At 35.4% G+C, this 12,662-nt stretch carries 16 protein-coding genes; 5 read left to right on the forward strand and 11 right to left on the reverse strand.

Annotation, left to right across the window (positions count from 1 at the left end; translation table 11 throughout):
• The 4 genes from SCA31_RS03210 to SCA31_RS03225 all read left to right on the forward strand — a co-directional run bounded on the left by SCA31_RS03210 (window position 1) and on the right by SCA31_RS03225 (window position 3,488).
• On the forward strand, window positions 1–651 hold the full coding sequence (locus SCA31_RS03210; RefSeq protein WP_410695410.1) for a class I SAM-dependent methyltransferase: 651 nt from the start codon (window positions 1–3) through the stop codon (window positions 649–651).
• A gap of 4 nt (window positions 652–655) precedes the next feature.
• Window positions 656–1,684, forward strand: coding sequence for a hemin-degrading factor (locus SCA31_RS03215; protein ID WP_410695411.1), 1,029 nt, complete (start codon window positions 656–658; stop codon window positions 1,682–1,684).
• 127 nt (window positions 1,685–1,811) lie between these two features.
• Window positions 1,812–2,684, forward strand: a complete 873-nt coding sequence (locus tag SCA31_RS03220) for a ChaN family lipoprotein (protein ID WP_410695412.1) — start codon at window positions 1,812–1,814, stop codon at window positions 2,682–2,684.
• 174 nt (window positions 2,685–2,858) lie between these two features.
• The gene (locus SCA31_RS03225) at window positions 2,859–3,488 is read left to right on the forward strand and encodes a peptide deformylase (protein ID WP_410695413.1); all 630 of its coding nucleotides are present in this window, start codon (window positions 2,859–2,861) and stop codon (window positions 3,486–3,488) included.
• Between the two features lie 82 nt (window positions 3,489–3,570).
• Here SCA31_RS03225 and SCA31_RS03230 read toward each other — a convergent pair whose 3' ends face one another.
• From SCA31_RS03230 to SCA31_RS03240, 3 genes are read right to left on the reverse strand one after another with little or no spacing between them, the layout of a single operon-like run.
• Window positions 3,571–3,996 (reverse strand): organic hydroperoxide resistance protein, encoded by a 426-nt coding sequence (locus SCA31_RS03230; protein ID WP_410695414.1) that lies wholly within the window; start codon window positions 3,994–3,996, stop codon window positions 3,571–3,573.
• Window positions 3,997–4,431, reverse strand: a complete 435-nt coding sequence (locus SCA31_RS03235; RefSeq protein WP_410695415.1) for a MarR family winged helix-turn-helix transcriptional regulator — start codon at window positions 4,429–4,431, stop codon at window positions 3,997–3,999.
• Between the two features lie 29 nt (window positions 4,432–4,460).
• Entirely contained in the window at window positions 4,461–5,093 is a 633-nt protein-coding gene (locus tag SCA31_RS03240) for an NAD(P)H-dependent oxidoreductase (protein ID WP_106916399.1), read from the reverse strand.
• Between the two features lie 297 nt (window positions 5,094–5,390).
• Between SCA31_RS03240 and SCA31_RS03245 the strand changes: the two genes are divergently transcribed.
• Entirely contained in the window at window positions 5,391–6,158 is a 768-nt protein-coding gene (locus tag SCA31_RS03245; protein ID WP_410695416.1) for an SDR family oxidoreductase, read from the forward strand.
• Between the two features lie 16 nt (window positions 6,159–6,174).
• On the opposite strand, the gene SCA31_RS03250 is transcribed toward SCA31_RS03245, so the two are convergent.
• The 8 genes from SCA31_RS03250 to trpC all read right to left on the reverse strand — a co-directional run bounded on the left by SCA31_RS03250 (window position 6,175) and on the right by trpC (window position 12,660).
• A complete protein-coding gene (locus tag SCA31_RS03250) occupies window positions 6,175–6,486 on the reverse strand; it encodes a hypothetical protein (RefSeq protein WP_410695417.1) in 312 nt (103 codons plus the stop codon).
• A gap of 69 nt (window positions 6,487–6,555) precedes the next feature.
• The gene (locus SCA31_RS03255) at window positions 6,556–7,506 is read right to left on the reverse strand and encodes a protein-glutamine glutaminase (RefSeq protein WP_410695418.1); all 951 of its coding nucleotides are present in this window, start codon (window positions 7,504–7,506) and stop codon (window positions 6,556–6,558) included.
• 294 nt (window positions 7,507–7,800) lie between these two features.
• The gene (gene lipB, locus SCA31_RS03260; RefSeq protein WP_410695605.1) at window positions 7,801–8,529 is read right to left on the reverse strand and encodes a lipoyl(octanoyl) transferase LipB; all 729 of its coding nucleotides are present in this window, start codon (window positions 8,527–8,529) and stop codon (window positions 7,801–7,803) included.
• A gap of 31 nt (window positions 8,530–8,560) precedes the next feature.
• On the reverse strand, window positions 8,561–9,295 hold the full coding sequence (gene trpA, locus SCA31_RS03265) for a tryptophan synthase subunit alpha (protein ID WP_410695419.1): 735 nt from the start codon (window positions 9,293–9,295) through the stop codon (window positions 8,561–8,563).
• Window positions 9,296–9,380: 85 nt separating this feature from the next.
• Complete coding sequence (gene trpB / locus SCA31_RS03270; RefSeq protein WP_410695420.1) at window positions 9,381–10,559, reverse strand: tryptophan synthase subunit beta; 1,179 nt, start codon at window positions 10,557–10,559, stop codon at window positions 9,381–9,383.
• Window positions 10,560–10,563: 4 nt separating this feature from the next.
• Complete coding sequence (locus tag SCA31_RS03275; RefSeq protein WP_410695421.1) at window positions 10,564–11,109, reverse strand: GNAT family N-acetyltransferase; 546 nt, start codon at window positions 11,107–11,109, stop codon at window positions 10,564–10,566.
• Between the two features lie 34 nt (window positions 11,110–11,143).
• The gene (locus tag SCA31_RS03280; RefSeq protein WP_410695422.1) at window positions 11,144–11,827 is read right to left on the reverse strand and encodes a phosphoribosylanthranilate isomerase; all 684 of its coding nucleotides are present in this window, start codon (window positions 11,825–11,827) and stop codon (window positions 11,144–11,146) included.
• 59 nt (window positions 11,828–11,886) lie between these two features.
• Window positions 11,887–12,660, reverse strand: coding sequence for an indole-3-glycerol phosphate synthase TrpC (gene trpC, locus SCA31_RS03285; protein ID WP_410695423.1), 774 nt, complete (start codon window positions 12,658–12,660; stop codon window positions 11,887–11,889).
• Window positions 12,661–12,662: the final 2 nt, after the last annotated feature.

Below are 12,662 nucleotides of genomic sequence, written 5' to 3' on the forward strand. Positions count from 1 at the left end.
ATGGAAAAAGAAGAACTCAAAATCCTCGCACAGAATCTTGCCAACCCTCAGGGCGAAAAAGGCATAGAAATCGGTGAAATGATGAATGCCACAAACATCGGTATGACGCTGGAAAGTATCAGAACACTTCTGATAGAAGACGATCAGCATATTCTTGAAATAGGACATGGAAATGCCGGCCATCTGAAAAGCCTTTTAAATCTGGCTCAGGATCTGAAATATACAGGAGTAGACATCTCCGAAACCATGCACAACGAAGCCAAAAAATTGAATAAAGAATTCGAAACTAAGGCAGATTTTGTTTTGTATGAAGGAAAAAAACTTCCTTTTGAGGATCAGACCTTTGATAAAATATTTACAGTTAATACCGTTTATTTTTGGGAAAATCCCATCGAGTTTTTAAATGAGATCTATAGGGTATTGAAAGATAACGGAACATTCGTTCTTACATTCGGGCAAAGGGACTTCATGGAAAAACTGCCGTTTACAGCCTATGATTTTAGGCTTTACAACAATGATGAAATGGAAGAACTGGTTTCCAAAAGCCATTTTAAAAGAATGAAAACTTCCGAAAAAGAAGAAGAGATAAAAAGCAAAACTGGAAACGAAACAATACAAAGAATTTATACAATTTTAACAATAAAAAAATAAAATAATGAGCACATTAGTTAATGATTTAAAAGGAAAATGGGACGCTCTGAAAGCAGAAAATCCTCATGTAAGAATAAGAAATGCTGCTGCTCAATTAGGAGTAAGCGAAGCTGAACTATTGGTAACGAGCATAGGAGAAGAAGTAACCGTTTTGAATCCGGACTTTCCAGGAATTCTGACTGAAGCAGAGCAATTGGGAAAAGTAATGGCTCTTACCCGTAATGACGAATGTGTTCATGAAAGAAAAGGGACTTATCAGAATGGAGATTTCAGCAGCCCGCATGCACAACTTTTCGTAGGTGAAGATATTGACCTTAGAATTTTCCTTAACCATTGGAAATTTGCTTTTGCAGTGGTAGAAGGAGATAAGAAAAGTCTTCAGTTCTTCGGAAAAGACGGTTTGGCTTTGCACAAAATCTACCTGACAAAAAATAGTAATGAAGCAGCTTTTGATGCTATTGTAGAAAAATTCAAGGCAGAAGACGAGAACCAGGCATTTGCTTTTGAAGCAGTAGCTCCAAAACAGGCAGAAAAAGCAGATACTGAAATAGATGTTGATGGATTCAAAAAAGCATGGACAGAATTAAAGGATACTCACGATTTCTTTATGATGACCAGAAAATATGGGGTAAGCAGAACTCAGGCATTAAGATTGGCTCCGGAAGGATTTGCTAAAAAAATTGATAACGCTAAAGTCGTTAACATCCTTGAAGATGCTTCTGAAAAAAATACTCCTATCATGGTTTTCGTTGGAAACAGAGGAATTATTCAGATCCACACAGGAAATGTAAAGAAAACACTTTGGCACCAGCAGTGGTTCAATGTAATGGATCCGGATTTCAACCTGCACTTGGATGTAACGAAGATTGCAGAAGCATGGATCGTTAAAAAACCAACTGAAGATGGGGAAGTTACGGCTATCGAAGTATTCAATAAGGAAGGTGATTTCATCGTTCAGTTCTTTGGAAAAAGAAAACCTGGAATCCCTGAACTTCAGGAATGGAAAGATTTAGTGGCAGCACTAGATAATTAATAATTAGATGATTTTTATGAGACCGTTTTGTCTGCAAAGCTCAAAGCGGTCTTTTTTATGGTAGAAAAGTGAAAAGCAAAACCCACTTTCTACTTAAAATTAATTAATTTGTGATTAAATATATAGTATGAAAAATATTCTCATAGCGATGTTGCTTGTAGGTTTCTGTTCATTACATGCGCAGAATCTTAAAGCATATCAATTTTATGATCAGAAAGGAAAAGAAGTAAAGACCGATAAATTAGTTAAAGAACTGGCTGATTATGATGTTGTTTTTTTTGGAGAAAATCATAACAGTTCCATCAATCACTGGCTTCAGCTTAAAATTACCGAAGCTTTGTATGAAAAGAAAAATGGACAGCTTATCTTAGGAGCAGAGATGTTTGAAAGAGATAATCAGTCTCAGCTAAACCAATATTTAAATGGAAAGTTTGATGCCAAGACACTCAAAGATTCTGCTCGTTTATGGAATAACTATGCCACAGACTATAAGCCTTTGGTAGATTTTGCCAAAAACAAAAAACTAAATTTCATAGCAACGAATATCCCAAGAAGATATGCTTCCCAAACCGCTAAAGAAGGCCTTGAATCCTTAAATAAATTAACCGAAAAGGAAAAGACATATATTGCTCAATTACCAATTAAAGTGACACTGGATACTCCCGGTTACCAGGAAATGAAAGCCATGATGGGAGATCATGCGGAGGGAACAAAGGTGATGAACTTTATTTCAGCACAAGCAACAAAGGATGCAACCATGGCAGAATCTATCCTGAAAAATATTCAGTCAGGAAAGACCTTTATCCACTATAACGGTAACTATCACAGTAAAGAATTTGGAGGAACTTATTGGTACATCAAACAGAAAAATCCCAATCTGAAAATGGCCGTGATCTCTGTTTTTGAATCTGAAGATCAGGAATTGAAAGTTCCTGCAAAGGATTACATTCCCACAGAATTTAATCTGATTATCCCAAGTGATATGACCAAGACTTTTTAAATGCTTATTTATCTGTATAATTATTCAGCAGAAAAATATCAAATTCAATAGAAACGGGCTTTAGCCCGTTTTTTTATACCAAAAATCACGATGGCTTTAGCTGAAGTCTAATTAACATGAACAAATGCTTATGTTTACCTTACAATTTTTACCTTTGTACTACATTCAATTCATATGAGAAAATTATCCGTTCTGTTTATCTTTTTTATAGGATTATTCAACGCTCAAAAACTTACCTCTGATGAACTATCAATTATCAATCAGGGAGATGTAAATACTGCATTGCCGATTTATCAGACAACAGATGCTCATCAACATAAGACATTGTTGAGCTTTTCCACAGAGATTGATCCGATTGATCCCAATACCACTGTTTTGGTAAAAAGAATGAAAGAATCTCTTCTTTCAACCGATGGAGGAGTAGGGATTGCTGCCCCACAGGTTGGAATCAACAGAAAAATAATCTGGGTACAGCGTTTTGATAAAGAGGGAAATCCATTAGAATATTTTATCAATCCGGTAATTGTCTGGAGATCAGATTTACAGAACCTTGGTCCGGAGGGAGATCTTTCCATTCCTGATTTTAGAGATCAGTTTTACAGAAGCAAAGTCATTCAATTAGAATATGTAGATCTGAAGGGCCAGAGATATTCGGAAATAGTGGAAGGATTTACCGCAGTTATTTTTCAGCATGAGATTGACCATCTTTTCGGCATCTTAATTTCTGATAAAAAAGAGAAAGAGAAGAATAATGCTTATAAAAAGGTAGATGCTTATCAGAAAAGTGATCTGAATAAAAGATAAATAACCAATATCTTAAAATAAAAATGAGCTGTTTTGATTTCAAAACAGCTCATTTCATTACTATGATTGTAAAAAAATTGGATTAATCATTATTCGTTACAGAAAGCTTTACCTCAATATTATTTCGGGTTGCATTAGAATAGGGGCAAATCTGATGAGCTTTATCCGTTAAAGATTGCGCTTCCTCAATAGAAACACCAGGAATATTTACATCCAATTCCACTGCTAATCCGAAACCTCCATTTTCAATTTGGCCTATGCTTACCTGTGCTGTAACAGTAGTTTCACCGGTTTGTGCTTTACCCAAGCTGATTACTCTGTTCAATGCACTATCAAAACAAGCAGAATATCCGGCTGCAAAAAGCATTTCAGGATTCGTGAAGTCATCATTAGCTCCTCCTAGTGCCTTAGGCATTTTTACTTCAAGGTCCAACACTCCGTTTTCACTTTTAACATGCCCGTTTCTTCCTCCTGTAGCGGTTACCTTTGTTGTATATAATGTTTTCATTTATTTTTCTATTTTGTTTAATATTTTTAGAACTATTTCTTTAAGTTCCAACAGTTCTTCCGGTTGTATACCCAATCTTTCCTGAATTTTTCCCGGAATCGCACAGGCCTTTTTCTGTAATTCTTTTCCAGCCTCTGCCAAAAATACTTCAACCACTCTTTCGTCCTCTTTTTTTCGTTTTCTTAGGATAAATCCTTTAGTCTCCAGTCTTTTAAGAAGAGGAGTCAAGGTTCCACTGTCCAGAAACAGTTTTTCTCCGATATGGTTTACCGGAAGCCCATCATTTTCCCACAATATCATCATTACGAGATATTGAGGATAGGTAATGTCAAGCTCATCAAGAAAAGGACGGTAAAGGCCTGTAATCTCCTTGGCAATGGCATATAACGGGAAACAGATTTGGTTGGCTAGTTTAGGTGTTTTAGAATTTTCCATAAGTTGGTACGAAAGATTCGATGAAGGTATTACTTTTTAATGATAAACTCATCCATTGGGACACGGACTTTTTTCATAGAAGCCAGCCAGTCATTAGCTTCGTCACGGTATCCAAGGTATAAAAGGCTTACACTTTTCAGTCCTAACTCTTTCAATCCAAGTACTTCATCCACTATAGCATTGCTAAATCCTTCAGCAGGAGTACTGTCTATTTTAAGCTCAGCAGCCTGTGCTAAAGCAATACCCAATGCAATATAAGTCTGGCGGGCTGTGTGAGCAAAATGTTCCTCTGGAGTTTGTGCTCCGTACATTTCCTTGATTTTATCAGTATAACTTCCGAATCTACCTCTTGGAAGATCCCTTACATCAGTATGGTGATCATATACTTTGTCAATTTTTTCATTGGAGTAGCTGTCCCATGCAGCAAAAACCAAAACGTGGGATGAATCTCTCATCACCTCCGGATTTAAAGCTCCAGCAACCATTTTATCTTTCAATTCCTGATTTTCCACTACAATAACACGGAAAGGTTGCAACCCTGATGATGTAGGGGCAAGCCTTGTTGCTTCCAGAATTGTATGCAAATCTTCTTGTGATACTTTTTTTGCAGGATTATATGCTTTTACTGCGTGTCTCCAATTAAGGTCTTCTAATAATGACATTTTCTTTTTATTTTAAATTAAAATTACTTGGTGATGATCTATTTCCAAGTATTACTTTGTGAAATTATTGATGCAAATATAAAGCCAATTAAATTGTGTGCAATTTAATTTTGAAAGATTTTATTAATGATGGTTATTTATTTTATAAAATAGTACTGCATATATATTTAAACAACAAAAGCGTATACTTAAATTTTCACTAGTCTCCCATTGTATACTTTAGTTTTTCCACAAGATTCGGATTTTTTCCTGCGTCTGGTATTCCAATCTTTGCATTATAATTTTAAACTAAAAACAATGCAGAAATTTAAAAACAAAACAGCTTTAATTACAGGTGGAACCAATGGAATGGGTCTGGCCACAGCAGAAGAGTTTATCAAGCAGGGAGGAAGTGCCATTATCACCGGAAGAAGTCAGGAAACAATAAATAATGCTCTGAAAAGATTAGGCGGGAATGCTTTCGGAATTGTATCAAATGCCGGAAATATTGAGGATCTCATGAAACTGCAGGAAGAAGTAAGAAAGTATACAGAGAATATTGATGTCCTCTTTGTGAATGCAGGGTACGGAAAATTTGCACCCATAGAAAATGTTGAGGAAGAACATTTTGATGAACTCTTTAATGTATTGGTAAAAGGACCGTTTTTTACAGTTCAGCAGCTATTACCTTTAATGGAAAAGGGGAGTTCCGTTATTTTCAATACTTCTGTGGCAACAGATATTGCGATGCATAACTTTTCGGTGTATTCGGCGGCAAAATCTGCGGTACAGTCTTTTATCAAAACATTTGCTGTTGAACTTACAGAACGAGAAATTCGCGTGAATGGAGTAAGTCCGGGACATATCAATACCAATATTTTTAACAATACGGGGTTGACACCGAAGCAAATAGAGGGAGCTGTTCAGGATATTATTCCAACAATACCTTTCAAAAGACAGGGAGAACCATCAGAGATCGCCAATGTAGTTCTGTTTCTTGCATCAGAAGAAGCTTCCTATATCCATGGGGCAGAGATAAAAGTGGATGCAGGTATTTCTGTAATCAGATCAGGCTGTACATCTTGAAAATAAAATTCAAGGATTATTTTACTTCATTGATCTGTTTGATGATATTGGTATTATTTTCAACACCTATATTATAAATGTTACCTTTTTTAAAACTTAGATTAACCTTTTCCATCAATACTTTATAGTCGGAAGATTTTTTAGAAAGGTAAAAGACCTGGGCACTTATACCAATGGCTACCCGTACAACTTCTTCCGGTTTATCCGGATCTTCAAGAATATTGGTGATGGTTGCTTTATTATACCAGGTTAGTTTCTGGGATTCAGAATTAGAAGAACAGGATGTAATCATGGTAAACAGTAATAATAAATAAGTCCAGGCTTTCATAATAATAAATTTGTGAGTAAAAAGCTCCTGCAATATATAAATAAATGCAGGAGCTCTATAAAAAGTTAGTTAGAATCCGCAATGTGCTGTACTAGGTACCGGAGCAGAACAGCCCGAAAGAGCTGAGAATGCTGTTAATGTACAATTGGTATTCACCAGATTATTATCATATAATAAAGATCCTGATGGGCTTCTGTAGTAAACATTCCCTGCTGTATTAGCAAAAGATGAAACAGAAGTAGATCCACAAGTTGAGTTGGTACATGCAGCTCTCCATGCAGTATCCGTAATAGGACCCGTTGAGTTTAGAGACGGGTCAATAATTCTTTTTTCAACCACGCCAGATGCATTTTTAAAGCTTACAAGGATGGCTACGTGATATACCCATGATACGCAGCAGGTACCGGTAGAGGCTCTTAAATTACCATATACAAATTGTTTTTCACACTCATATCCGGCATTATTTAAGATCTGTCTCATCTTGTGCGCTCTTGCATAGCATCCATCTACAGGATATCTGAATGTAATACAAGGAGATGAGGCTGTAGAAGTTCCGCAAGACTGGTTTTTAATTTGAGTAAATAGACTGTTTAAAGTAGCAAGATTAGGAATAACACTCGTTAATCTATCGGTTGTTCCTCTCTCTTCCTTAGTTAGGGTAGACTTGAAGAATCTTACATCCTCTGCGGTAGCCTTTTCAACTTTCGCAATTTCATTGGAATTAGCCTTAAGGAAAATATGAACCGGAGATTCATTTTTTACAGCCTGGCTGATCATGGAAATATACGCTTCGTTTTCCTTAGTGTCTTTAATTTCATAAGGCTGAGCTGAAAGAATAAAGGAAACTTTATATTTTCCGTCTTCCTTATCGAGTCCTGTTGGAACAGTTCTTCCGAACTCTTTCAATGCAACTTCTTTAGATTGCGGGTTTACGGTTTCCTGATTCGCATTAGAATCTGAACAGGCATTGAATGACAGCGCTGCCACAAATACCATCATGGATAGCAAAAATTTTTTCATAGTTCTTATATTTTGGTGGTTAATGATTTTCCTAAATAGTTCACTATTTAGTGATAATAAAATTATAAAAAATTATAATACTGGCAATATTTTTTTTAAAAAATAAAAAACTATCAAATTTTAAATTGAATTGTTGATGAAAATAATGATATATGTGTTTAATACTATTGAAAGCAATGGTTTTTGATTCTTAAAAACTAAAAACCCAGTTTCAATTATTGAAACTGGGTTTGTTTTATTAATAATGAAGAGACTTACCCATAAGTGAGCAAAGGCTCTTCATTGATTTAAAAATTATTTGTAGATCAGTTCAGCCTGAAAAACATCAGCAAAGTGTTTTCTGATATTGGTCTTTACACTTTCCACTTCTTCGGAGGTCAATTCTCTTTCAAGTTCTCTTTGTAATGATGTAACCTGTTTATCTTTTATCCCACACGGAATAATGTATTCAAAATAACGCATATCCGTATTCACATTCAATGCAAAACCATGAAGTGTTACCCATCTTGAAGCTTTTACTCCCATAGCACAGATCTTTCTGGCATAAGGTTTCCCAACATCCAGCCAAACACCGGTTTCTCCTTGGGAACGTTCTCCTTTAAGACCGAATTCACCAATGGTTCTGATGATTACTTCTTCCAGATTTCTCATATAAAGATGAATATCGGTAAAGAAGTTTTCAAGATCTAAAACAGGATATCCAACGATCTGGCCATAACCATGATAGGTAATATCTCCGCCACGATTGGTTTTCACATAGGTAGCTTCAATTTCTTTCAATTTATCAATGCCGGCAAGCATATTTTCCTCATGTCCGCTTTTTCCCAATGTATAAACGTGTGGGTGTTCTACTAAAAGGAGATGGTTAGATGTTGTAATGTGTTGCTCTTCAGGAAGATCTCTGTTTTTTATTTTGGTATCAATAATAGCTTTCATCAGTTGCTCCTGATAATCCCAGGCGGGTTGATATTCTTTGATTCCTAAATCTTCAAATTCTACTGCTTTATTCTGATTTGTATTCATTTCAATTTTTGACATACAAATTTAGTGAATTTTAAGCTTTTATGGAATGGATAAAATCTATGGCACTTTTCTTCCAATCTTTATCCTGAAGTAAAATGTTTACAAAAGCTGTTCCTATGATCCCTCCATCTGCTTTTTCGGTTACATTTTCAAAATCTTCTTTTGATTTTATTCCGAAACCAATCATGACAGGATTCTTTAATGGAAGATCTGCTAATCTGCTTAAATAATTTTCATTCTTTAACACGGCATTTTCATTTCCTGTGGTAGAGGAAGAACTTACTGCATATAGAAATCCGGAGCTTAAGGAATCAAGATACTGTATTCTTTCGTCTGAAGTTTCCGGAGTAACCAAGAATGTAAAATTGAGGTTATATTGCTTTAAAATATGCTGATAATTTTTTTCAAATTCAATAGGAGGGAGATCGGGAAGTATCAGCCCGGAAACTCCACTCTCTGAACATTCCTTGCAAAATTTTTCAAATCCAAAACTTAAAACAGGATTGATGTATCCCATCAAAATAATAGGAATTCTAATCTCATTTTTTATTGTTTTTAACTGAGAAAGAAGCTTTTCAATGGTCATCCCATTCTGTAAGGCCAGTTCATGAGCTTTTTGAATAACAGGCCCGTCTGCCACAGGATCAGAATAGGGCATTCCGATCTCAATCATGTCTGCTCCCGAATCCTGAATCAGTTTTATAATGTCTGTAGTATCTTCCAGTTGCGGAATTCCTGCAGTGAAATATATATTTAGTTTTTTCATGTTTTTCTTTATTGTATTACTATGTTCATGTAAAATGTATTCATGATGCAACTTTATGTGCTGAAATCATTTAGAGCAATATATTTTACAGATTTTTCAAATACGTTTCCATATCCTTATCTCCACGGCCACTCAGGCAAATGACTACAATATCCTCTTCATTAAATTTCTTTTTATCTAAAACAGCCAGAGCATGGGAGCTTTCCAAAGCCGGTATAATTCCTTCCAGTTTTGTTAGCTCAAAGGCGCATTTTAAAGCTTCATCATCATTAATACTGAAAAACTCAGCTCTGTTTTCTTTGAATAAATTAGCATGAAATGGTCCGATGCCCGGATAGTCAAGTCCTGCAGAAATAGAATGAGGCTCAATAACCTGCCCGTCTGCAGTCTGCATCACAAGGCTTTTACTTCCGTGAAGTACTCCCAATGTTCCCAGAAATGTAGTAGCGGCTGATTTACCGGAATCCACTCCCAGACCGCCAGCTTCTGCCGCGATGATTTTTACTTCTTTTTCATTTACAAAATGATAGAATGTTCCTGCAGCATTGCTTCCTCCACCTACGCAGGCAATAACATAATCCGGATTTTCTCTTCCTATTTTTTCTTTAAGCTGTTCCTTGATCTCCTTTGAAATGATACTTTGAAACCTTGCCACAAGATCAGGAAAAGGATGAGGGCCCACCACACTTCCAATTACATAATGAGTGGTTACAGGATTATTGATCCAATCTCTTAATGCTTCGTTTACCGCATCTTTCAACGTTTTGGAACCTGAAGTAGCGGCTATCACTTCTGCACCCAGCATTTTCATTCTTGCTACATTCGGGGCCTGTCTCTGGATATCAATTTCTCCCATGTACACGATACATTCAAGGCCAAGCAGCGCGCAAGCTGTTGCAGTGGCTACGCCATGTTGTCCGGCACCTGTTTCAGCAATGATCCTTGTTTTTCCAAGGCGTTTTGCCAATAGAACCTGTCCTAAGGCATTATTAATTTTGTGAGCTCCGGTATGGTTAAGGTCTTCTCTTTTTAAGTAGATTTTGGTTTTATATTTTTCACTCAGATTTTTTGCAAAATAAAGTGGAGTAGCTCTTCCTACATAGTTTGTAAGTAAATCCTGATATTCGCTCTGGAAGTCTTCAGATTCTATGATCTCAAGATAGTTTTTTTGTAATTCTTCTACGTTAGGATAGAGCATTTCAGGGATAAAAGCGCCGCCAAACTCTCCATAATATCCGTTTTCATCGGGGTTTTTATAATTCATTTCTTTATTCTTTAGTAATTAAATAAGCGTTATTTTTTGTACTCAGCTGACTGAGCAATTTTTTTCTTTCATCTGATACTTTGAAAATTAAAATATCATCATCATCAGAATTGATCCATTCAGAACCTCTATTTTCTTTTATCATTTTGGCCTTGTCGTAAAGAATTTCGATCTCATGTTTTTCATAAAACGGGCGAAGTTCGGAATGACAAAAACCAATAGTTTCCCTATTTCTTTCTTTTACATTTTCAGTAAAATATTGAATTAACCTGGATCCATATCCTTTTTTTCTAAGGGTAGCAACAAATCCTACAACCTCTGCAAAGGAGTATTCTTCTTCAAGGATTTTCAGGGTAAAATCGAAATTAACCCGAATAATGGCCAATATTTCTGACGTGTCATCCAATAGCAAATGAAACTCTGAATCTTTAAAAAAAACACGGAAATAATCTGGTTTCATCATATTCCATTCCGTTACCTCCCAAAGTTGAAGAATATGCTCTATCTCCTTTTCTGTTAATTCGTTGGCTTTTTTTATTTGGTATTTCATAATTTTCAATCGTAATTAAAGGTAATGAAGATGATCAAATACTGGTTTTAAATTGTTTTATCCTTTCAATATCCTTATCACCGGGCTTTATTTCAAATTTTGAATTGATATCAATGGCAAAAGGTTTTTGATGTAAAAATTCAATGTTTTCAATATTTTCTTCTGAAATGCCGCCACTCAGAAAATAGGGTAGAGGAATTTCAAATTCATTCAATAATTTCCAATCAAACTGTTGTCCCGTTCCTCCGAAAGCCTTGCTGTCTGTATCAAACAGGTAATAGCTGATAGGCTGCTGGGAGTCTTTTGAGCGATTATTGAAAGTGTGTTCTATTTTATTTTTGTTTTCAATTGTATTATTTCCAATTCTTATAACCTTGATGATTTTAACTTCAGGATTTAGTTTCTTTCTTATATCAATAATAAAATCTTCATTTTCATCACCGTGCAATTGGATATGATTGAGTTTTCCTTTTTCAACTATTTCAATAATTCTCTCCATACTTTCATTTACAAAAACCGCAACTTTTCCCAAATGATTAAATTTGGCAATATCATCTAAACTCAAATGATTCAGAACATATCTTGGTGATTTTTCATAGAAGATAAAGCCCAGAAAATCTACTTTCATATTGATCAATTCCTGAATCTGTTCAAATTTTGTCAAGCCACAGACTTTGAGAAAGGGAGAGATCGTGTTGGTTGTCGGTTGTTGATTCATTATTTGTATTGCGTGTTAATCGTTGATAGGATAATGTTAAGGCAAGGGAAATGTCAATTCTAAATTGTCAGGGAAAACTCTTCAAAGGCCTTTGCAGGATCTGTATTTCTCATAAAATATTCTCCCATCAGGAATCCGTCAAACCCTTTTTCTTTTAAATATTTAAAATCTTCGATGGTATAAATACCGCTTTCAGCAATGGATAAAGTCTCTTTTGGAAGTTGGTCTTTGAGCTGAACAGAATGTTGTAAATCAACCTTGAAGTCTTTTAAGTTCCTATTATTAATTCCTACTAAATCAATTTTTGAGTTAAAATGCTTTAGTTCTTCCTCGGTATGAATTTCAAGTAAAACTTCCAGATCCAATTCATGAGCAAGTTCTGTAAACTCCTGAACCTGATTGGGGGAAAGACAGGAGGCGATCAGTAAAATGACATCTGCACCCATACTTTTTGCCTCATAAAATTGATATTCATCAATCATAAAATCCTTTCGCAGAACCGGAATGTTGATCTGATTTCTTACGCCTAAAATATCATCAAAGTTTCCTCCGAAAAAATCCTTATCCGTTAAGATGGAAATTCCGCTTGCCCCAAATTGTTCATAGGCAGAAGTAACATCCAAAGGAGTAGCATTGTTATTGATAATTCCCTTTGATGGAGATTGTCTTTTAAATTCAGCAATGATGCCGTTTCTATTTTTAATGGATTCTTTCAGAGAATGGTTCTTCCTCTCAAAAAATTTGGAGTTTTTCAATTTATCAATGGAAATTTTGGATTTTGAAACCGCTATTTCTTCTTTTTTTCTTTCAATAATTTTATCTAGTATGGTCATGT

The sequence above is a fragment of the Chryseobacterium sp. SIMBA_028 genome, from assembly GCF_046535285.1.
Classification (GTDB): domain Bacteria; phylum Bacteroidota; class Bacteroidia; order Flavobacteriales; family Weeksellaceae; genus Chryseobacterium.

Bases quoted from the DNA above. Each gene is read 5' to 3' on its own strand.
- SCA31_RS03220 (WP_410695412.1), top strand. From the start codon at position 1,812: ATGAAAAATATTCTCATAGCGATGTTGCTTGTAGGTTTCTGTTCATTA.
- SCA31_RS03280 (WP_410695422.1), bottom strand. From the start codon at position 11,827: ATGAATCAACAACCGACAACCAACACGATCTCTCCCTTTCTCAAAGTC.
- SCA31_RS03215 (WP_410695411.1), top strand. From the start codon at position 656: ATGAGCACATTAGTTAATGATTTAAAAGGAAAATGGGACGCTCTGAAA.
- SCA31_RS03255 (WP_410695418.1), bottom strand. From the start codon at position 7,506: ATGAAAAAATTTTTGCTATCCATGATGGTATTTGTGGCAGCGCTGTCA.
- SCA31_RS03225 (WP_410695413.1), top strand. From the start codon at position 2,859: ATGAGAAAATTATCCGTTCTGTTTATCTTTTTTATAGGATTATTCAAC.
- trpC (WP_410695423.1), bottom strand. From the start codon at position 12,660: ATGACCATACTAGATAAAATTATTGAAAGAAAAAAAGAAGAAATAGCG.
- trpB (WP_410695420.1), bottom strand. From the start codon at position 10,559: ATGAATTATAAAAACCCCGATGAAAACGGATATTATGGAGAGTTTGGC.
- SCA31_RS03230 (WP_410695414.1), bottom strand. From the start codon at position 3,996: ATGAAAACATTATATACAACAAAGGTAACCGCTACAGGAGGAAGAAAC.
- SCA31_RS03250 (WP_410695417.1), bottom strand. From the start codon at position 6,486: ATGAAAGCCTGGACTTATTTATTATTACTGTTTACCATGATTACATCC.
- SCA31_RS03245 (WP_410695416.1), top strand. From the start codon at position 5,391: ATGCAGAAATTTAAAAACAAAACAGCTTTAATTACAGGTGGAACCAAT.
- trpA (WP_410695419.1), bottom strand. From the start codon at position 9,295: ATGAAAAAACTAAATATATATTTCACTGCAGGAATTCCGCAACTGGAA.
- SCA31_RS03275 (WP_410695421.1), bottom strand. From the start codon at position 11,109: ATGAAATACCAAATAAAAAAAGCCAACGAATTAACAGAAAAGGAGATA.
- SCA31_RS03210 (WP_410695410.1), top strand. From the start codon at position 1: ATGGAAAAAGAAGAACTCAAAATCCTCGCACAGAATCTTGCCAACCCT.
- lipB (WP_410695605.1), bottom strand. From the start codon at position 8,529: ATGAATACAAATCAGAATAAAGCAGTAGAATTTGAAGATTTAGGAATC.
- SCA31_RS03235 (WP_410695415.1), bottom strand. From the start codon at position 4,431: ATGGAAAATTCTAAAACACCTAAACTAGCCAACCAAATCTGTTTCCCG.
- SCA31_RS03240 (WP_106916399.1), bottom strand. From the start codon at position 5,093: ATGTCATTATTAGAAGACCTTAATTGGAGACACGCAGTAAAAGCATAT.